At 39.7% G+C, this 22,078-nt stretch carries 10 protein-coding genes; 2 read left to right on the plus strand and 8 right to left on the minus strand.

The genetic code is table 11. The annotated features are described in order from the left end of the window. Nucleotides 1-507 precede the first annotated feature (507 nt). Nucleotides 508-1,623: a porin gene (locus tag PR809_RS01750; RefSeq protein ID WP_272524429.1), complete on the plus strand. Its 1,116-nt coding sequence runs from the start codon at nt 508-510 to the stop codon at nt 1,621-1,623. 407 nt (nt 1,624-2,030) lie between these two features. Beyond that, entirely contained in the window at nt 2,031-3,221 is a 1,191-nt protein-coding gene (locus tag PR809_RS01755; RefSeq protein WP_102138495.1) for an amino acid aminotransferase, read from the plus strand. A gap of 102 nt (nt 3,222-3,323) precedes the next feature. On the opposite strand, the gene PR809_RS01760 is transcribed toward PR809_RS01755, so the two are convergent. From PR809_RS01760 to cmoM, 8 genes are all read right to left on the minus strand, one after another. Next, entirely contained in the window at nt 3,324-10,562 is a 7,239-nt protein-coding gene (locus PR809_RS01760) for an anthrax toxin-like adenylyl cyclase domain-containing protein (RefSeq protein ID WP_272524430.1), read from the minus strand. Between the two features lie 229 nt (nt 10,563-10,791). After that, complete coding sequence (locus tag PR809_RS01765; protein WP_102138493.1) at nt 10,792-11,439, minus strand: MBL fold metallo-hydrolase; 648 nt, start codon at nt 11,437-11,439, stop codon at nt 10,792-10,794. A gap of 39 nt (nt 11,440-11,478) precedes the next feature. Further along, nucleotides 11,479-12,027, minus strand: a complete 549-nt coding sequence (locus tag PR809_RS01770) for a YcbK family protein (RefSeq protein WP_102138492.1) — start codon at nt 12,025-12,027, stop codon at nt 11,479-11,481. 389 nt (nt 12,028-12,416) lie between these two features. Further along, nucleotides 12,417-14,168: a L,D-transpeptidase gene (gene ldtD / locus PR809_RS01775; protein WP_166268062.1), complete on the minus strand. Its 1,752-nt coding sequence runs from the start codon at nt 14,166-14,168 to the stop codon at nt 12,417-12,419. 318 nt (nt 14,169-14,486) lie between these two features. Next, a complete protein-coding gene (gene mukB / locus PR809_RS01780; RefSeq protein WP_166268063.1) occupies nt 14,487-18,929 on the minus strand; it encodes a chromosome partition protein MukB in 4,443 nt (1,480 codons plus the stop codon). Beyond that, nucleotides 18,929-19,654, minus strand: a complete 726-nt coding sequence (gene mukE, locus PR809_RS01785) for a chromosome partition protein MukE (protein WP_102138489.1) — start codon at nt 19,652-19,654, stop codon at nt 18,929-18,931. Before mukE ends, mukB begins: the two co-directional genes overlap by 1 nt. After that, on the minus strand, nt 19,635-20,960 hold the full coding sequence (gene mukF / locus PR809_RS01790; RefSeq protein WP_206276790.1) for a chromosome partition protein MukF: 1,326 nt from the start codon (nt 20,958-20,960) through the stop codon (nt 19,635-19,637). Before mukF ends, mukE begins: the two co-directional genes overlap by 20 nt. Further along, the gene (gene cmoM / locus PR809_RS01795; RefSeq protein WP_102138487.1) at nt 20,957-21,745 is read right to left on the minus strand and encodes a tRNA uridine 5-oxyacetic acid(34) methyltransferase CmoM; all 789 of its coding nucleotides are present in this window, start codon (nt 21,743-21,745) and stop codon (nt 20,957-20,959) included. The genes mukF and cmoM overlap by 4 nt, the downstream gene beginning before the upstream one ends. Nucleotides 21,746-22,078 lie beyond the last annotated feature (333 nt).

Consider the following 22,078-nt stretch of genomic DNA (forward strand, 5'->3'; position numbering starts at 1 on the left):
TTCACTCTAATATATTTTTAACTGCGGACTATTTCAGTCCATTACATAAAATTGCAGCAGCATGATAACCCGATCACAATTTTTACGTTATCACCTTATAATTCACCCCAAAATGGCACCAATCTGCTACCACTAAGAATAATCTGCTTTTTTATGTCACAATTCTCTTTTTGCGAGTGGTAGATAACCGCTTTACATTCGCTAAACTGCTCAAAAAAAACTCAATTTGTCTTTTGAAAAAGTTCCCTAATTTTTGTAATATTTTTTAAACTGGTACGATGAGTGGTTGTTTATTGCTCTATTTTTTACATTTTGAAACACATTGTTACCATTTGTTTCAGAAACTTTGATTTTGTAGCACTTTGAGGGTAGATAATTTTATTTAGCAATGGAACACTGGTCGCCGACATAGACGACACTAATCTCTCACAAATAGTTCCAATTATTTTTTGCGAATTATTTTTGGCAGTGGCAGGTGTCCGAATAACACCAATGAGGGTAATAATAATGATGAAACGCAATATTCTTGCAATGGTTATCCCAGCTCTGTTAGCTGCTGGTGCAGCAAACGCAGCTGAAGTATACAACAAAGACGGCAACAAATTAGACGTTTACGGTAAAGTTGACGTTCGTCACTATTTTGCTAACGCTGAAAGCGGTGAAGATGGCGACGATTCACGTGTTCGTTTAGGTGTTAAAGGTGATACTCAAATCACTGATCAGTTAACTGGTTTTGGTCGTTTCGAGTGGGAAACTAAAACTAACAAAACTGAAAACAACAACGACAACAAAAACCGTTTAGCTTACGCTGGTTTAAAATTTGCTGATTTCGGTTCAATCGATTACGGCCGTAACTACGGTGTTATCTATGACACGAACGCATGGACTGACGTTATGCCTTTATGGGGCGGCGACACTATGGCTCAGTCTGATGTATTCATGACTAGCCGTAACCGTAACCTGTTAACTTACCGTAACAACAACGCGTTTGGTTATGTTGATGGCCTGAGCTTTGCTCTGCAATACCAAGGCAAAAACACTGAATCTAATAAATCAGGTGTATCTGCTGCAAATCCAGCACCAGCTACTGGCTGGAAAAACGCTCATAAAGACAATGGTGACGGATACGGTTTATCTGCAGCATATGACTTAGGTTGGGGCGTAACACTGGGTGGTGGTTATTCTAACTCTGCTCGTACTACAGCTCAGAAAGAATCTGACGCTACTGGTAAACGTGCTCAAGCATGGAACGTTGGTGGTAAGTTCGACGCTAACAACGTTTACTTAGCTGCTATGTATGGCCAAACACTGAACACAACTTACTTTGGTAGTGATAACGAAATTGCTAACAAAACTGAAAACGTTGAGTTAGTTGCGCAATACCTGTTCGATTTCGGTTTAAAACCATCTATCGGTTATAACCAATCTAAAGGTAAAAACATCGCTGGCGGTAACGGTGATATCGTTAAATACATCTCTTTAGGTTCTTACTACTACTTCAACAAAAACATGTCTGCAGTTGTTGATTATAAAATCAACCTGTTAAAAGACAACGACTTCAGCAAAGACCACGGTCTGATGACTGACAACGTTGTTGGTTTAGGTTTAGTTTACCAATTCTAATTATCAGTTAACTGATAAGTTAGAAAACAGTAACATGTTTTTGTAAGCAGCGCTTCGGCGCTGCTTTTTTATTTTCCCCCTCTCTCAAACTTCCCCCCTAAAAAACACCTAAATTATCGGTAAGACAGACTGATTCACCACCTTTATAGATATTTATGGTTAGATTACATGCAATTTCTACCTAGCTCACAAGATCTCGCCAATTTTTGGTAAAACGGTTGGCAAAAAGCCTTTATCACGTTAACCTGAGAACTCGACTCGTTCGACTAAACCCGTTTTCAGCTATATCCATCAATTTCAGTTGTATGGGCTGTTTACAAGCAAGGATAGCCAAACGCATTCTCACTTACGCCTTCATACACTGTAAATTGTCTTGGGTACCACTACAGAGCTTTGGAATCGACAACATGTTTGAAAAAATTACTTCTGCCCCTGCTGACCCAATCTTAGGTCTTGCTGATAGTTTCCGTGCTGATCCCCGCGATAATAAAATCAACTTAGGTATTGGCGTCTATAAGGACGAATCAGGGAAAACCCCTGTGCTTGATACCGTTAAAAAAGCAGAAAAATTCCTGCTGGATAACGAAAACACCAAAAACTATCTTGCGATTAGCGGAATGCCAGAATTTGGCCGTGTAACACAAGAACTGTTATTCGGTGCACAACATGAAATTGTCACCTCAAAACGTGCACGTACAGCACAAGCACCGGGTGGTACTGGTGCACTGCGTATCGCTGCAGATTTTATCGCTAAACAAACCAATGCAAAGCGTGTTTGGATCAGCAACCCAACTTGGCCTAACCACAAAAATATCTTTGAAGCGGCTGGTTTAGAAGTTTTAACTTACAACTACTATGACGCTGCCAAACATGGTATGGATTTCGACGGTATGCTTAACAGCCTGTCATCTGCTGTGGCCGGTGATGTGATTGTTCTACACGGCTGCTGCCATAACCCAACGGGTATTGACCCAACGGCTGAGCAATGGACAAAACTAGCTGCATTATGTGCAGAAAAAGGTTTATTAGCTGTTTTTGACTTTGCCTACCAAGGTTTCGCAAAAGGCTTAGATGAAGATGCCGAAGGCCTGCGCATTTTCACCAAAAATAACCCTGAAATGATTGTTGCGAGCTCGTTCTCTAAAAACTTCGGTTTATACAATGAGCGTGTTGGTGCTTGTACCATCATTGCCAAAGACAGTGATAACGCAGAGCGTGCATTTAGCCAAGCTAAAGCGGTTATTCGTGCCAACTACTCAAACCCACCAGCACACGGTGCGGCAGTGGTGACAACTATCCTTTCTGATGAAGTGTTAAAAGCGGAATGGATCCAAGAATTAACCGCAATGCGTGAGCGTATTAAACGCATGCGCCAACTGTTAGTGAAAACATTGGAAGAAAAAGGCGCTAAACAGGACTTCAGCTTCATTATCAACCAAAATGGGATGTTCTCCTTCAGTGGCTTAACAAAAGAGCAGGTAGAGCGTCTACGTAGCGAATTTGGTATCTATGCTGTTAGCTCTGGCCGTATTAACGTGGCAGGCTTAACCTTAGAGAACATGGTTCCTCTGTGTGATGCTATCGTTAAAGTGCTGTAATCATTCAAATTTGTTGATACTTAACCTTTTGAAAAGAATAAAACAGCATCTTTAATATCATGCCAGTCAGTAGCATTACTGACTGGCTATTTTTATCAACAACTATTTAAGGTGGCTAAGGAAGCGCTCAGTTATGTGTACCGCCCCCCAATTCTTTCTATGATTACTGTTATTTATACTAAGGTCGAGATTACTTTCATAATCAATTCGCTCCTCAACAAGCAACTGAACCAAACGGTCGACGGTTTGCTCTATATGTTGTTTTGATAATTGCTGGTAACTATTGAGATGACGCACCTGCATGACACTATTCATTGACCCAATATGGTTGTTATGGGATAGCGTCACCTGCCTGCCGCTCTTTGAGCGATATGTTGTTTCAGCAACCTTATCTGACAATTGTTCATAATTGACTTCATCAGTATCAAAATCAATTAGTACCACCTGATTACGCCCCTCAAAATCAGTGATCTTCACATCTCCTTTACCATGACCACTGACAATATAGAGGTCGTCCCCTTGAGCTGCCCCTAATTGGTCTTTTCCATCTAAAGAGATGAGCACATCTCGATGCATACCTTGAGCCAATAAAATATCATTACCTTGCCCACCATATAGCACATTTTCACCACCAAGGGTTATCAACTTATCGTTACCACTCTCACCTTTGATAATTCGCCCATGTTGAGTCATATCCATAACGCTATCATTGCCAGCTAACGTATCAATAAGCCAATTATTTCTAGGGTTTTCCTGATGTAATACAATACCATCATCTCTCGATGTTAGGTTTAAAGGCCTAGCTTCACCCTTATTGACTACCACGCCATTTAATGTGCTTGCAAGCTCATCAACCGGTTTCCAAGTCGTGAATTCCCCTGATTGTTTTGCTCTATAGAGTTTTTCAGATAAATAATTAGTGAGAGTAGTCATCCCGTCAGCGGTAGAGGAGTTAAATTTTTCGTCCAGCCTTTCATAGTGATGAATGTTAAAGTTCCCTTCATCATCATGAGATACCTTTATTTTTACCAATTTACCGGCTGCTGAAACATAAAGTTGATATTTTGAATCACCACCTTCAATTTGTTCGCGTTTAAAATTGACCAAGTGAATATGGTTATTTCCAATCAGGTCTTCAATATAAACAACACCAGGCTGATGACCATCAATTAAGTAGTGGTCATCACCTGCACCACCCATTAACGTATCGTTTCCTCGACTGGATAACAGTAAATCATCCCCCGAGCCACCACTAATAAAGTTGTCCCCAGCACCACCATATAATAGGTTATTTCCACCGCTGGCTTTAATATTATCATCACCATCTCCTCCCAGCAGGACATAGCTTTCTGAGCCCTTATTGATAATAGTGTCATCACCATTTTGAGCATCAATGATATGCTTTTCGGATTGATAGCCCATTGGCAATATAATTTGATCGTCACCCGCACTACTTTCTTTAACTGGGTTTACTGGTGATAGGCTATTTTCCTGTAAATTGGCTTTAAATAAGTTGCTATGCTTATCTTGAATTAAGACAATATCAGAGAGATTATTGCCCACATTAGTAAACTTAATAGTCAATTTTTTTTGCCCAAATTTATCTAAGCTGTATAGCTGTCCATCATCCATATTCAGCGAATAACCATTTACAGTAGGCAATAATAGGCACAAGCTGTCCTTATCCGTATAGCTGTTATTAACTTTAGAAAAATCGAACTCAACCTCACCGTACTCATCTTTATTTTGTACAATTTGATAGGTATCTATTCCATGGCTAACTTCAATGTAACTACCTAATTTTATTAGTAGTAATACATTGTTTTGGCTATTTCCACGGTAGGTTAAGTGTTCAGCATGACCTATTGGAATAAACCGCCCCCATTTAGGCGCTTTATAATGGCGGGATTGATCTATCGTTATGGTACCCGTTGACTCATCTATTTTGACAGACTTTTCGTCTTTAGATGCTAATTGATCCCCTTCTTGTATATAGCTTAAATTGAAATACTGGTTAGGATGTTTTTCATCTATTACCGTTGTCATCATCCAACCATCAAGGGTTTGTAACCGATATACATGGTGGGGCGCCTTCGATCTCGCATCTTGCACATTTTCGAGAACAATAATGACTTCACTTTCCACATTTTGAAAAAAGTGGCCATCAATACTATTTTTGGGTTGTTTAACTGTTAAAACCAAGTTGTTACCGTCTAGCTGAACTTGCTTTATTTCATTAAAAAAATACTCTAAAGAGACTCGACTTTGTTGGCAATTAGCTTCTTTTATAACCACTTTCGCCTGAAAATTATGGCGACTTTGTGTATAAATAGGGTTTAGCTGTTTTCGCGTTTTAACTGCTTTTTCTTTTCCATCAAAATAGCGCTCTGTAAGATACAAGTTGTCAGCATGGTCAAGCCATTCATAACGGCGAATATGGTAACTATCATTTCCCTCACCACCAACAGCAATACCTTGAGTTAAAATGAGTTTATCATCTCCTCCTTTCCCCTCTAATCTATCGTTACCTAACCCACCATCTAATATGTTTGCCGTATCATTTCCCTGTAAACAATCATTACTACTCCCTCTTACCATCAGGTTTTCCATGCTTTGTAAATGGGCAACGGGAGTATAGGGATGATTTCCTTGTCGCTGATAGTGCAATATATTTCTGTTGAGATCTGCATACACACGATAGCCATCTGGTAGGCTATCAATAATGACAGTATCCTGTCCTCCTTGGCCATCTAGGTACTTAGTCGGCTTATTTCCCCCTCGAGAGGTTAGCGATGCTAAACAGCTATCTCGAATAAAAAATAGATCGTTTTTATCTCCCCCTGCAAAATACTTCTCACCTGATAGTACTTGAAAAGCATTTTTCTGTGTTTTTTTACCAATTACAACGTCATTACCATTAGCCGTATTCCAGCTAGTCCCTTTACTACTGGCATTTTCAATATATAAGGCTGTTCGTTGAATGTTATTCACTAAATGCTCACTGAAAATACGTTCGTTTTCTCTGAATATCTGTTGCCCTAATACTCCAAATTCGGTTTTTTTCGAATAAAAACTAATTTGTTCTGGATTGGAATTTATTAACTGACCTTGAAAAGGTATTGATAATTCATCATTTAAAATTTGGTGTCGTACTTTAAATTCATCTAATAACAAGTTTTTATAAGTAGAATTTAAAGAATAACGCTCATGAGTAGCTATACTACCGGTATTTTTAAGATCAAAAACCTCTTTCTCTTTTGATTTAATAAAAAAATCATGGTGAATAGACAGCCCTATATCTTCATAAAGATGCCCTAAACTTCTAAACCACGCAGTTGTTCTGACAATTTCATTTTGTAAAATGAACTCAATTTCTTCAGCAGTAAATGAAGGCGCTTCTTTGCGTAAAAACCGCACAGTCGTATTTCCTGCCTCTACATATAAATTCCCCAACTTGCCATAGAAATAGTTATCATTATTATCAACCAGATAATATCGAAGCTCATTTTCATAGGTAGGTTTTTCAATAATACTGAGATGGTGATCAAACCCGGCTTGCGCAATATTATTTTCAAATAAAGCCAGATCCATATTCCAATCTTGCTCTTTGAAAGCATTAATATAATGTTGTGTATTCATTTCTTGCTGAGTACGTATGGTTGGGTCTAAACCTAAAGCACCACGGATCCCCTCCTCTAATTCACGATCCCAGTCAATATCAATAACTCCTTTGATGTTTTCAACCGCACGAACACCGTTATAAACCCAGCCCCCCACCAGCAATATACCTCCAATAACTAACCCAGCGACAGGAATAACAGAAGAACCCACTAAAATACCAATAATGGTAACCCCATTGACCACTGCGCTAGCAATAGAGAAAGATGCGTTTACGATAAGATCTTGGCGTTGTTTCGGGTCTGTGACACTGTCTAATTTAGATAAACTATCGTAGGCTTGGTAAACATCAATTCCCATCCCGACCAAATTGAAAATCACGACTGTTCCCGAGGCAATCCTCGCACGAACCAACGAAGTTGCTCCCTTACTGGAGGCAATATTTAATAGCATCGGTCGCACTATCATATCGCCATAATTAAACAAGGCAGATGCTGCAAGTAAATAAAACTGTTTTTCTAACTCTTTAATTTCCTCATCACTAATATCGGGGTTATCTAATTTATCCAAAATTGCATACGCGCTAATCAAACTTTGAATAGCTCCGGCTGTCCCCATTATTTGCCCTGAACGATTTGTCAAACGTCGAAGTTGAGAAAGCCTCTTACCTTCTTGACGAACCTTAAATAAAATAGAAGAAGAGATAGCATCTTGCTGAATATCAATGTTATTCGCTAAGTATTCAAACTGTTTTCTTAATACACCCGACTCAGTAAAGTTAGTTTGGCGCTCAATTAATTGGTGGATATCCGCAGATTTTAATTGCTCATGGAACACTTTAATAAAAGAGAGATCTTCTTTCCCACCTTCCATTAATGTGAAATACATCGCTAGCTTATCTGGGGAAAAACGAATTTTATGATGTAGATCAGGGCTATTGATATCACTTAAGGAAATCGTTTTTCCATCAATAGTGGCACCTAATTGTTGTAATTTGGCAAACGCAATTTTTTCACCGTTAATAGTGACCCAGCAGTTTTTTGGTAATGTAAATTCAGGTTGTTCAATAATTGATTGTCGTTGGTTACGTAAAGAAGATAATGCGCTTTTAAAATCCGTAGAGTCTAAATCAATAAACTGGAGATCGGCTCTAAATTCACCATCAGAAAATTCGACATTTTCATTAAAATAATGCTTAATTCGCTGTTTGAATTGTTGTTGAGCTTGCCAAGAAGTCTTATTTTTTACACTAAGCTGGAGTCCTTGGGGATCAAACAAGCTAATTTCGTAACCGCCATAACGTTGCACATGAGTTACCGTGTAAGTGACCGATTTACCCTTTAAGAATATTATTACGTTATTGGTATCCTTAACTGTTGAAAATAAATTTCTTATCGGTTGATCCGCTATTGATATTCCATTTTTATTAATTTCAGTATTAATATCTTGGCTGTACTGTGCCATCTTCATCAACAGAGATTTTTCTGAAGATGTCGATACCTTTTTCACTGTGACTCTCTCTATTTGTGCTTTGCGTTCTATAAAATTTCGAGCTGAGTCACTCCCCGCCAAATACAATTCAACCGCGTATATCCCCCCCAAAATTTGATCCATCACTCGACTTTGAGGGCCTGAACGAATAACCCCATGGTCCACTAATTCAACTTTACTACCATTAATTAATTGTTGGTTAAATTGAGCCAATCTCTGTTCTTGGTTATCTTCATAAATACTAAATGCCTCTGCAAAAGAATATTGTTTTAACGGCGCATTTTCTCCAATAAAATTGGTTGGAGATAATTTACTAAACTCCATCAATTTATTATTAAATAGAATAAATTTATGATCATCTGCAACTATCGCTAAAATTTTTCCTTTATCGACCCCACTACCTGCAGGAAATAGCTTCATTAATAACGTCTGTGAACGCTCACTTAAGTGATTTAATATCGACATGTCATCTCTTATCGCGGACAATAATGTCTGAATGTCAACTGCTTGTTGTTGATAATGACTTGATATTTCTAATTCTAGAAATGGCTTCAGTAATAGTGAATTAGCTTCAAATTTTTGACTTAACGTTGCATTTAGCTTTCGGTTTACTAACGGATCAGAAACTGCAATGTTTAATTTTTCAACATCTATGTTTCTATTTTCATCTGAAAAATACTTCAATAAATAGGCATGTTCAGTCTTATTGACATTTTGAATAGAAATTTCTTTTAGTGCTATTTTTTCTAATGTATTAATAATAGAATGATGTGAATTTTCAACTATTTCCAGTCCATTTATTTTTTTGTTTTTATTCAAATGGTTATCAAAGAGAACTGCATTCTTGATTTCTGTTCCGTGCTCTTCTGCAAGAGTAGGTTTACGCTTATTGTCATCTAGATGGATATCTTTGAATTCATCATCAATATCTGTAATAAATTTATCATTGGATTTTTTATTACTTTCTTTACTTTCAGCATTATCATTAATGCTTTTTTTTCGGTTAATTAATGCTAACCCTTTTAAATAACTATCTGATATTTTCCTTTTTGGTTCAAATAATTTCCCATTATCACCTTCGCTCCATCTTTTATTTAATGGGGCACGATATCCCTGATTAATTAACAATTGTTGAAAATTAGATAATTGTTCTACATTATCAATAATAATAGAGCCATTAGAATTCATTGGAAAATAAGTCTCAATTGATTCAGTTGTCCCTTTAAGTTTATTTTTTCCTTTCAAATTTTCAGGTAAGAAAAAAGTTATCGGAAAATTTTCACTCATAACGCTGGCTGGGTTAGCATCATCAGCACCGTGATGGACTAATTCAAATCCACTCTTTCGGCCTAGCTGGTGATTCATCTTATCCTTGAGCTGTTTTATTTTCTTATTACTAAAGCCGTTATCCTGTCCCTCATAGCGATCATATTCAGCTTTATTATTAAATAATTTTTTTTCCTTTACTGATAATTCATCATAATTGACACTAGCCTTCCATTTTTCCCAAGATGGCATTTCTCTCACATTGATATAATGCTCTAAATCTGATATTGGAAATATAATGCTAAATAAATCATAATCTGCCGTGATTGGCCTACCCGTTTTAATATCACCAATAACAAAGAACTCAATAAACTGTTCGTTTTCCAGATAGTAAACTTTCCAGCTATCTGATGTTTTATCCGCATTTTTTTTCAAGAAAAAAACTTTTTCGATGCCATCAACAATAGATGTAGTACGATAATAACCCTCATCATTGATGAGTTCTAATGGTGAAACTGCACTAAGTTGACATAATTCATTTATTCGCTGAGTGCTAATCTCTAAATGGACACTAATTGCCTTACCGGATTGAATTAGCCCTTGAAGCTGGCGATTAAGTTCGTCACTGTTAGCTCGGCCTGATTTTTTAGCAAACTCCTGTTGTACTGGGATAAAACCACTATGAGGCCCCCAATCTGCACTTTTACCTTTGATAGCCAATCCCTTACTACTGTACTCCCCCGACTCAATTAAATTCGTTGATTTAGCATCTATCGGCCGTATACCAATAATAATATTTTCTTCACTCGCTATTTTCGTAAAAATGTGTTGATGACTAACTGGAATGCCCGTTTTGACTTGCGGGGTTGTTTCTGCCAACGGTTTAAGTTGTAAATTGATACTCGAATAGTCTCGTCCTGTTTTGCCATTAGCTTGAGTTGCAGCGTTAACATCCTTATCATCCATGCTCTTATTTCCCTGAAGATTGTAATTTCACTAATTATTTCAATTAATTATTTGTTTATTATTAAAACAAACAATTATTTGTTCGATAAGAAAATAGCAAAATTCCAGGCATTCCCAAACTAAGTTGGGAACAATTAGGACATAGTGTTAGTGATTATTTTTTATGAGATGATTAATAGTAAGTTATAAAAACCCCCTGTAATTAAGGGGGTTAAGTCAGATTAGATAATTACCAAACGGGTAACTCATCTTGCAAGAAAGGGTTTGTTTTACGCTCAAAACCTAAATTTGACATGGGGCCATGTCCTGGAATGAACTGAAAATCATCACCTAGAGGTAATACTTTGTTTTTTATAGAGGAAATTAAGTCTTGATGGTTACCGCGTGGAAAATCACTTCGGCCGACGCCCCCTTTAAAAAGGACATCACCCATTGAAATTAATTTATCGGTGTGATTCACAAAAATAATGTGGCCGGGTGTATGACCAGGACAATGCAGTACATCAAATGTAATATTGCCGCAAGTCACTTTGTCCCCTTCTTCTAACCAGTAATCCGGCGTAAAGTCAGGGCATTCACCAATATAAAACATCGCATTTTGTTCCGCGAGGTTTTCAATCCAAAAGGCGTCTTCTTTTTGTGGGCCATAAATAGGCACTGAAAAATGCTTAGAAAGGATAGCTGATGCGCCGATATGATCAGAATGGCCATGCGTTAACAGAATTTTAGTTAACTTCAGCCCAAGGTTTTCAATAGCAGAAATTAATTTTTCAGCTTCTCCACCGGGGTCAACAACGACTGCATCTAACGTATTTTCATCCCAAATAACGTGGCAATTTTGCATAAATGGTGTTACTGGGATAATAGTATATTTCATCGAGCAATTACTCCGTAATCTGTGTCACCTATGCACAGATTACCACGTTCTTGCAGGTCCTGTATCAATATGTATAAAATTGCTTCGAGGATAATAACCAACGCCACCCGCTTTCATTTTTAGCGCAGCCTTGCGGATATTACTCAGTTGTAGCCCTTCGATATGGAAATCCATCGCTTGCCCACGGGTATGGTAACTTTTCTTTGCCACACCAGAGCTTTTACTACGCAATTTATTGTTAGTCTCTAAAGAACGATAACCAGAGATCAGTTGGACAGGTTTGTTTGTTCCCATCATCATTTGTAATAAATAGATTTGGTCAAACAGTTTTGGGTCAATAGTTTTTACTTTGTCGCAACGGTAGTCACGGAAAAAATGATTTAAACGCGCTAATTCAGACTTATTATAACGGCGCCCGTCAAAAAACTCGGTTTTTAGCGATTCGCCTGTATTAATGTTTTGAAAACGCAAAATACGTGGTCGAGGGGTCGTCATCGCAGCAAATACATGGCTTGGTAATAAACTAAGGCCAACTGTTGCGGCCCCAATACCTAACCACTTTCTGCGGGATTGATCAATTATATCCATAGGTGATAGCTCAGACTCTAATATTTTCAGTATTAATCGATAAAATTTTGGCAACCTATTGAGTCTAGCAAATCATGCTTATCTTTAATGTATAATTATGTAAAGATATGCATACTTCGCGGAAATTTTATTGCATTTTTCGTCAAAAAGAGAGTTTTATCACTAGAACTGCTCGAAACATGCAATTTAAGACACAAAACATGCTGCCTTTATCAAAGATAAACAAAATAGTAATGATTGAGGAACCATAAAACAACGGAATAAATAAGATAAAAACGGATTCTAGAGGTAAGGTCACAGAATGGAAATGTGTAAAAAACAGCGCTCAAGCAGTTAACTCTTAAAATAATTAAGGGGAGAAAATCCCCCCTTCAAATTAAAACCTACAATTAGTGTAAAATCTTTTTCAATATTGGCAAATATTTATCTGCATTATTAATCGAATTATCATACTGATAAATATCGGCTCGATATTGTGGTTGCTGGTCTTTATCTACCCAAGCAGTTTGATAGTACAGAAAAACTGGGATCCTATCGGGTATATTCACATACCGTGTTGACCCCTCTTTCAACGCACCATCAATGCGTTTTTGTTCCCAACCTGCATCACCTAATAAAATACTGGCTAATTCACTTGCCTTATTCACTCGCACACATCCAGAGCTTATTGCACGCGCATTGCGATTAAATAAACTATGGTTTGGTGTATCGTGTAAATAAATCGCATCTGAACTCGGCATATTAAACTTATAGCGCCCTAATGAGTTAGTCGGGCCCGGTGCCTGTCGAATGCGATATGGAAAATTAGCTGGGGTGATATTATCCCAATCAATAGCATATGGGTTGATTTCATATGAGTCGGCTCCCCAACCTGAATAAACCGTATACCCTTTGCGGCTAAAATAACTTGGATCTTGTTTTCCTCTTGGAGCAATATCTTTACGTGCCATACTGGTCGGCACACTCCAAGGCGGGTTAATGACTACGTTATTTAGCGCACTGCTCATGATCGGTGTTTTGCGATCAGCACGGCCAACAATCACTTTAGAGTCTAAAATCACTTCGTCATTTAAATAGAAATCTAAAGAGTAGCCAGGAATATTAACTAAAATCCCTGTCCCACTACTTGCAGGTATAATACGTAAGCGTTGAATATTGAGTGCCATTAAACCTGCTTTCTGCTTAGGCTGCATGTTTAACCAAACACGCGTGCCTTTTCCAACAACACCGTCTGCTTCTAAGCCATATTGCAATTGGAATTTTTTTACCGCATCGACGAGTTCTTGATCATATACTTTCGACACGGAGCTCGCAGGTGCATCAAGTGTTCCTGTCGATTCAGCGGTTTGTTCAGTTGCCAGTTCTGCAACTTGAGCCATTGTTTCAGGAGGTGCGATGTCTTCGGTTACATTTCCACCTTCAAGTAACCCTTCACGTTGCAAGATTTGACGCAAAATAACCACATCATCGCTAGACTGCCCTGGCTTTAATGTTTTCGTCCCCACAATTTCCAGGTTATCTTCCGGGATCGCCAATAATTTCAACATTTCTTTGCGCATTGGCAAATACATTGGGTGACTCGGGGCTTGCGATTTAACCCAGCCACTTAAATTATTAGACTCGACGGCATCTATCCATGGTTTCATTTGAGCGGCCGTTGGAGCAATAATTTTATAAGGCCGATTGGTGTATAACCAATATTGCCCACTCGCTTCTATCGAAGATAAATACTGTAAATAGCCAAGCATGGCATCAGATAAAATAACGTCACGGCCTAGCTCATTTAACTGGTTATTTTCCAGTATCGCTAGCCACTCCCCAAATTGAGGCTGAACTCCAGAAAGGGATAATTCTGCCAGTTGTTGCTGAAATTGGCTAATTGCCGTTTCATCTTGCCACAATAACTGCATTTGCCTATCAGCGTATAATTTTGCTAATTGCGTAGAAAAAATAGGTTTCACATCCGCAGGAAGCGACTGTGTTATTTTGACTAAACTTTCTGTAGGTGTTACCGAAGCTATCGTTTGAACTTCAGAAACACTTTGCTGCGTATTTTCTTCATTTGAGAATGCGGGAAACTGTAACGCCATCAACCCGCATATTACCGAGACTTGCAGAGCTCTCACTCTTCTCTTTGCCATACATCCACCTTAATTTACAACATGGATAATAATATTTTTATTATAATTACAATTTTATTGTATTTAATTTTAGCAGTAATGTTATAGGAATAGGCTAATTTTCCTTTTTTCAGATTATGTACAGCTAAGCTAACGATTAATGAGAAAAAGAATTATTTTCATCATAATGAATTCAAAAGTGTATTAGTGGTTTAAACATAGATGAATTTTATTTTAATTAAAAGTTTTACCTGACGCTTTCTTTGCCGCCTAATTAGCATATAAAAAAAACCGATATTTATTCCTAAATACCGGCCTTTGTTTCACTCACAAAAACTATTACTGCAATGTTGGGGCTTGTACAGTCGGGTTTTCTTGCCCAAAGCCTTTTAAGCCAACTACATGCACATGTTCATGATTACCGACCACTTTACGAACTAGCTTATAGGTTGTGCCCTTCTCAGGACTAATATTCTCTGGCGCCGCAATAATTAGCTGCATTTCTAATCTGTCGCACAGTTCAAATAGGGTTGCAATTGATTTAGCATCTAATCGTGCAGCTTCATCTAAGAATAATAAACGGCAAGGAATAATATCTTTCGCACGCAAACGGCGGGACTCTTCTTCCCAGCTTTGTACTACCATCACTAAAATGGACATCCCCGTACCAATCGCTTCACCGGTTGATAACGCACCACTTTCTGCTTTTAACCAACCATCAGAGCCTCTGTTAACCTCAACTTCTAACTCTAAGTAGTTACGATAATCGAGTAATTCTTCACCGATAGTTTGCGGCAAGCGTTGCCCAACATCCACTTGAGGGTTGAGGCGTTGGTATAACTTAGCCATTGCTTCAGAGAATGTTAACCGTTGGCTGGTGAATAAGTCTTGATGCATTTCGCTCTCTTCAGAAAGCACACTCAGTAACAATGCATGACTTTCACGAATATTCACATTGAGGCGAACCCCTTTAACCTGACCAAATGCTACAGCTTGCAGCCCTTGGTTTAGCATACGAATGCGATTCTGTTCGCGCTGAATGGTTTTACGAATAATATTCGCCACACTTTTTGAACTGATCGCCAATTTTTGCTCACGCGCTGTTAGCTCTTCCGTTAAACGCGCCAGTTCAATTTCCATTTGCTCGATTGCATCAATCGGGTCATCAGTTCGAATAATATCTTGGCGAATACGTTCACGTAGGTGTTGATATACTGCGATAAAGAATTTTATCTTCCGTTCTGGGTGTTTTGGATCTTCGGATAAACGCAGTACATCGCGTAAATGTTCGTTATCTGCAACCGCTAAACGCAACGCTCCTAAGGCTTTATCCGACATCGAACGTAAGCTATCACCGTCAGTATAAGCCAGCTCACGCCGGTGTAGACGACGCTCAACGCCATTGTCTTTCACCAAGCGCATTACCGCACACCAACCTGCTTTTGCTGTCACGACCTGCTCACGCAGCATATAGTAGTCTTTTTCTAACTTACGAAGGCGCTTCTGTAAGTTATCCATTTCAGCTTCACATAATGTCAGCTGTTTTTCTAACTGGTTAATACGACTACGGTTTTCCATAACCCGCTGGTGCAGCTCATCGCGTCGGATACGAGCGCGCTCTTGGGCGTCAGGGTCGGCTTTTACGCCAATTTCTTGCATCTCGACTTCGAGCTCTTTTAGCATCTCTTGTTTGGTATCGAAAGAACTGCGTAACGAGGCAAGAACTTGATGGAACTGTGCACTTTGTGCTTGGTGCTGGCGTAATTGTTCACGAGCACGTGTACGCTCGGTTTCTGCCTGCTCTAAACGCTGACGTAGTTTTTCATTCAGGTCCGCGTTTTCATTCACCATTCCGGTTGAATCACTGTAACTAAAGTGAGCACGGCGCTGAACAACCTCTACTAATGCAAAAGCTTGCTGTTTCGCATTTTGCTGGCTGTGTTTTGCTGACTCATAATCTTTGCGTAATTGCTCGTGTTGTTCAGGATCACTGAGTAACACCGTCACAATCGGCTCTAATTTCTCTAACGCATCACCATGTTTATTCAGGAAATGTGCCGCTTCTTCCGCTTCCGTTAGCTCTTCGTTTATCTCTTCAACTCTGTCCGCCAATGTTTCATCGAGTAATAACCCCATTTGAGGTAATAAGCGATTAAGAGCCGCAAGGCTTTCTTTACCTTGGGCAAATTGTTGACGTTGCTGCTGAGTTTGCTCTTCAAATTGAGCTAAAGCACGTTCAATTTCCGAACGTTTTTGGTTGAGTGTACGAATTTCAGCTTCTGGATCATCTTCAAAGGCCACCGAAATGTGTTGGCCTATAAACCGGCTGAATGCTTGGTGTGAACGCTGAATTTTCTGTACGTCAAATGACAGATTCGCATAGCGCTCAGCGAGCTCATCACGTTCAGCCGTTAACGACTCTAAATGGCTTTCACGTGCGGCACGACCAAACAAAGGCAACTCAGGATAACGAGAGTAACGCCATTGACGCTCAGACGAACGGACTAATACCGCATTTTCAAACTCTTGCGCATCAAAAACGCTATCGTCGAAAGAAGATGGATCTCCCTCGATAAAATACACATCATCTGGGCAATCTTGTAACGAATCCAGTTGATTGCGAACTGCATCAAGGTCTTGCACCACAATTCCGTGACGCGCAGGACCATATAGCGCGGAGAAATAAGCTGCGTCTTCGATGGTAATATCATCATAAATTTCAGATAACAACACACCATTGAAACGCTCTGCCAACGCTAACATGCGGCTATCTTCCGCACCACTTGGCTGGCTTAGTCGCTCAATTTGCTTTTCGAGATCTTTACGTTGCGCAGCAACTTCATCTCGTTCAACCGTTATTTCCCGCTCTTGTTCGAGGAGTTGCTGCATAAACTCAGTCACAGCAGTACTTGACTCAAACGTTTCATGGGACTGCTCATTAAGCTGTGTTAGCGCTTCTTGAGCCATAATCCATGCAGGGGCTTTAGATGAAAGTTGGCTAATACGCTGGCGGATCTGCTCCAATTCTTGGCGCATTTGCATCCGTTTTTCGCCACTCTCATTCACACCAATACTAAGCTCTTCTTGCTGTGCTTCCAGCTCAGCCATTAATGCATCAAGCTCATCGGGCTCATAACTTTGGCCATGACGCTTACAAAACTCTGCCAATAAGCGTTCAGCATTTTGCTGGCTATTCAGACGTTGTTGCAATTCAGATAGCTGCATACGCAATGGCTGTACGCGATCCGCTAAATGTTGTTGTGAGGACCAATCACGTAGTAATGTACGCGCTTGTTGGTATGCATCACTGCGGCTAACTTCCCCTATCATACTTCTAACTAATTGATAGGCTTGCTCAAATTGGCTATGTGCGGCATCTGCCACACTCATTTTTTGCTCAAGCGCTAATAACGCTTGGGTTGCTTGCTGTTCGCGTGCTTCGAAGGTATCTAACCATTCATCTGCATTATCAATGGATAATTCAGGAAGTTGGCACAATTCACGAGCACGCGTTAAGGCATGCAAGGCTTGCTGGTACTGAATAGCGCGTGTTTGTTGTACATCCAGAGCTTGTTGGTAATCGGCGAGTTGATTTTTTAATTCGTCAACTTCAATTTCAGCAGCTTCAGCTCGCGCTTCATATTCTTCTTGAGTTTCAGTTGCTTCAGCAACGACTTCACTTTGTTCTTCAAGACGATACGTCAGTTCTTCGATATCCGCTTGATAACGGTCAATTTTCTCTTGCTGACGCAGCGCGGCTTGTACTAAATTCAAGTGGTCACTGGCCGCTTGGTAGTCTGCTTCTAATTCTGTAGAAGCGCCATTTTGCTCATTCAACTCACGCGCCATTTCGACGCTTCGAACCTGTTCAACACGCAATTGTTTACGGCTGGCTAATAGCTCATTGCGTGCAGCCAGTGCTGCATCAAGGTGAATACGTCTTTCATTGGAATGGCGCATATAATCCGCAGAAACGTAATCAGTCGCTTGGCTAATCAAATGCTTGAATAAGTCACGGTCTGATTGCGTTACACGAATGGCTTCTAATGTTAAACGGTTTTCACGCAAAGCCGCTTCCATATCTTGGAATGCTTTACGTACCCCACTGTTTTCAGGTAATAAATAATCACGTAATGAGCGAGTAATGGCACTAGAAATACCACCATATAGTGACGCTTCAATCAGGCGATAATATTTGCTTCGGTCACTCGCGGAACGTAAACGTTTAGGTAAAACCCCTAATTCAAACAGAATCGAATGGTAGTCAGTAATTGAGTTAAACTGCTTGAACAAAACGCCTTCCTGTTCCTCAAGGCGCTCTTTTAGTTCATTAAGTGGGATCACTTTTGCTTGGCGGCCATCGATAACCTCTGTCAATATTTCCGTAGGCACCGTCGCCAGTGGAATGCCTTGTACCATAAACGGCTTAATATCAACTTTTTTATCGCGCCCTGCGACTTGTTGTAAACGCACACCCACCATGACACGCTGGTGCTTCGAATTTAACACATCCAAAATTGCGTAACAGACACCTGGGCGTAATTTCCCGTGTAAGCCTTTATCACGAGAACCAGAGGTCGCGCCCGCTTCCGTTGTGTTACGGAAGTGAAGTAAGGTTAAATCAGGGATCATCGCGGTAATAAACGCCGCCATTGTGGTTGATTTACCCGCACCATTACCACCCGATAATGTGGTCACTAATTCATCAAGGTCAAAAGTTCGGGCAAAAAAACCGTTCCAATTCACCAGCGTCAGTGAGCGAAATTTTCCGCGTTCAATCATTATTCTTCATCCTCATCACTTTCTGCCGGTTCTTGATTCTCTTCGCCACCCTCTTCTTCACTGTCTTTCAGCGATAATTCCCCTTCAAGAGAGATAGCTTCACCATCACGGATCATCCGTAACTGTGCATCTTGTGGGTTATCACCACTACGCACATCAGCGCCAAAACGAAATACAGATTCGCTAATAATAAATTTACTCGGATCATTCTGCAGAAAGTGCACCATTCCCAAGCGACGTAAACGGTTGAGTGATGTTCTGAGTTTTTCCTGCAGTTTTTGTTTATCTAAGTCAGAACCTGTCGAACGTTGATTAACAAATTTAAGTAATTTGCTTTCATCCGCTAATGATAGTAATTCTTCAAATAACTCTTGTGAGGTAAAAATACCTTGGTTACTCAAGCGTTCAGGGCTGAGATAGAGATAACAAAGGATTTTCCCAACCATCATATCTAATTCAGACAACACCGAGCGTGGTATGAGAGTTGTTGAGCGTGGGCGTAAATAGAAAAACCCCTCAGGGGCACGAATTAATTCTACGTTATATCGTGCATAAAATTGTTCTAATGCTTCCTGAAAATCCATCAAAAATGCGTGGTTATCAAGGTCATCAACACTAATATGGCGACCTGAACGCAATTGGCTGTCTAGCTCTGGAAAAATCGGGTTAGCTAATGCTTGAGCCAGCTTAACTGGCATAAATTGTTCAATATTTGTCGATGACATGTGCCTGTACCTTGGCTCCGTGATCATTAATAGCTTGCCATTCTGCCGGTAACCCCGCCAAATCAGCCTCTGCGATACCTAATTTAACAGCTTGGTCGATAATAATTCGAGCTACATCAAAATGACGTTTTTGTGGATATTGCAGTAAATAGTCATGCAACACACGGCCAACATCGAGCGGCCGTTGCTCTGCTTTATAAATGGCTAACTCAACTTCCATTAGCTCAGCAAGCTTGTCATTCAATTCACTAAACTCTTCAAATTCAAGCTCTGGTGGTAATTCACCCATCACTTCTTCATCATGCAATGCGAGTTCTTCATCACGCATATCGAATAACCGATCCGCATTGGCGTAAGTGAGTGCCCAAGGGCTATCAAGGTAGTGCTGAACGGATTGACGTAACCGCTGAGAAAATATTCTATTTTTATCCATATCGATAGCTGTACGGATAAACTTATGAACATGACGATCATAACCAATCCATAAATCGATAGATTGTTGACCCCAGTTAACAATACGGTCTAGTTTATTTTGCAGGTCAAAAACCAACCTATCCACTAAATCAGAGAACACCGGCGCATTCATATTGGCTTCTTGAATACGTAATAAATTCGCTTGCAGTTTATCCCCTGCGGCTTCCAATGTGTCTTGCAACTCACGCAATGTACCTGATGTTTCTGATAGTAATTGCTCACAGTTAGCAATAGCTGCCTGCCAGTCTTGATTTAATAATGCCGCAATATCTTCTTTTACTGAATTTTGTTGTTCATCCATAATGCGTTGCGATAAATCAATACTGTCAAAAATTTCAGCAACTGAATATTTTAGTGGAGCAAACACGTAACGATGCCAATAAAATTCATCGCCCCCTTCTTCTGCGGCTTCAGCGGCACGTTGCAGTTCTCCTGCGACAATAGAAAGCTGCATAGAAAGTCTTAATGTTGAGAACTCTCGCTGACGAATATAATAATCGCTGATACCGATCCCCAGAGGGGTTAGGCGGTAAATGGCATTACCTTCAACAATGTCACTGGCAAAACGGTTAAATATCTTCTGGCGAACCATATCATTGATGGCATTATTGGCTCTTACTGCCAAAGATTCTGTGGTCTGTTCAAACCCTTTGCAGACCTCACGAAAGGCATCAACCAGCTCCACTTCACTCATTTCACCATTGACTCTTTCACTATTTAATACCGCCACCGCAAGCAAAAATGCTAAACGTTCAGCAGGAAGTGAAATCGAAAAATCATTTTTTCGTGCCCAAGACACAAGTTCAGGGACGGTCTGGGAAAAATCACTCATAAATCGTCCTTTTGTATTTGTTTGCGTGCCATGACATGAATATAACGACCCATACTAATATAGGGTTCTTCACGGCAATACTGCTGCTCTAATGCTAACAATGCTGGAAAATCTTTTTGCTGTAACTGCCGACTCTGTAAATAGTCATGAAATACCCTAACACCACTTTTACCGATAATTTGCATATTACACTCACTCAACCAAGCATCAACTTGATGAGGAAAAAGCGGTTTTTGCGGTGATAACGAGCGTTTACGACGACGTTGAATATGTGGCGTTGCAAGATGAAAATTTCCCAAAATTGCGTTACGCATCACCAGACCATTTGCATTATAGAACATGACAGAAAATACGCCTTCTGGTCTAATTATATCTACCAGTTGTTCAATTGCATATTTTTGATCGCTAATCCATTCAAGTACCGCATGAAACAGAACAAGGTCAACAGGTTCATCAATGTATTGTGCAACATCTTGCACCGCACAATGTACAAAACGCATGTTATCGCTAATACCTTGTTCCTTGGCAAGCTCACTGCCTCGTTCTAACATCTCTTCAGATAAATCGCAAAGTATCACCTGATGCCCCATTTCGGCGAGTTTGCGTGAAAAGTGCCCTTCACCACCGCCTGCATCAAGTATTTTTAGGGTTTTACCCTCAAATTGGCTGTGCAATAATTGAGTTAAATCTTGCCAAACTACCGCTTCTCGTATTTTTCCTTTTGTCGTTCCGTAGATATTTTTTGCAAATTTATCGACAATATCATCAAAGTTGCGGTCTGCCATGTGCTATCCGGTTACCTATCATCTATTATTTAAAGCGGTTTATGAGCCAATTTGTCGCGAAAAAACGTAAAATGGTTGATTACATCTTGATTATGGAGAAAATCAACGCTAACCAGAAATATTCTCACATTACATTGCACTTATCACATACAATGCGAGGCGACTGTTAAAACAGGAATTATAACAGATAATAGCTATATTTTTGCATAGTACTTTATTGTGCCCAGCAAATTTCATTTTGGCGCTATTAAACACCATGTTGTTATTTTTCCTCTAGTTTAGCCGTTTTATTACGTATTTTTTCTGCAGATACCACCGCAATGGTGGCTCGAT

It is taken from the genome of Providencia sp. PROV201 (assembly GCF_028479545.1).
In the GTDB taxonomy this organism is placed as follows: domain Bacteria; phylum Pseudomonadota; class Gammaproteobacteria; order Enterobacterales; family Enterobacteriaceae; genus Providencia; species Providencia huaxiensis.

Excerpts from the sequence above, each read along its gene's own strand:
- PR809_RS01765 (WP_102138493.1), bottom strand. The coding sequence starts at position 11,439 with ATGAAATATACTATTATCCCAGTAACACCATTTATGCAAAATTGCCAC.
- mukB (WP_166268063.1), bottom strand. The coding sequence starts at position 18,929 with ATGATTGAACGCGGAAAATTTCGCTCACTGACGCTGGTGAATTGGAAC.
- PR809_RS01760 (WP_272524430.1), bottom strand. The coding sequence starts at position 10,562 with ATGGATGATAAGGATGTTAACGCTGCAACTCAAGCTAATGGCAAAACA.
- cmoM (WP_102138487.1), bottom strand. The coding sequence starts at position 21,745 with ATGGCAGACCGCAACTTTGATGATATTGTCGATAAATTTGCAAAAAAT.
- ldtD (WP_166268062.1), bottom strand. The coding sequence starts at position 14,168 with ATGGCAAAGAGAAGAGTGAGAGCTCTGCAAGTCTCGGTAATATGCGGG.
- mukE (WP_102138489.1), bottom strand. The coding sequence starts at position 19,654 with ATGTCATCGACAAATATTGAACAATTTATGCCAGTTAAGCTGGCTCAA.
- mukF (WP_206276790.1), bottom strand. The coding sequence starts at position 20,960 with ATGAGTGATTTTTCCCAGACCGTCCCTGAACTTGTGTCTTGGGCACGA.
- PR809_RS01750 (WP_272524429.1), top strand. The coding sequence starts at position 508 with ATGATGAAACGCAATATTCTTGCAATGGTTATCCCAGCTCTGTTAGCT.
- PR809_RS01770 (WP_102138492.1), bottom strand. The coding sequence starts at position 12,027 with ATGGATATAATTGATCAATCCCGCAGAAAGTGGTTAGGTATTGGGGCC.
- PR809_RS01755 (WP_102138495.1), top strand. The coding sequence starts at position 2,031 with ATGTTTGAAAAAATTACTTCTGCCCCTGCTGACCCAATCTTAGGTCTT.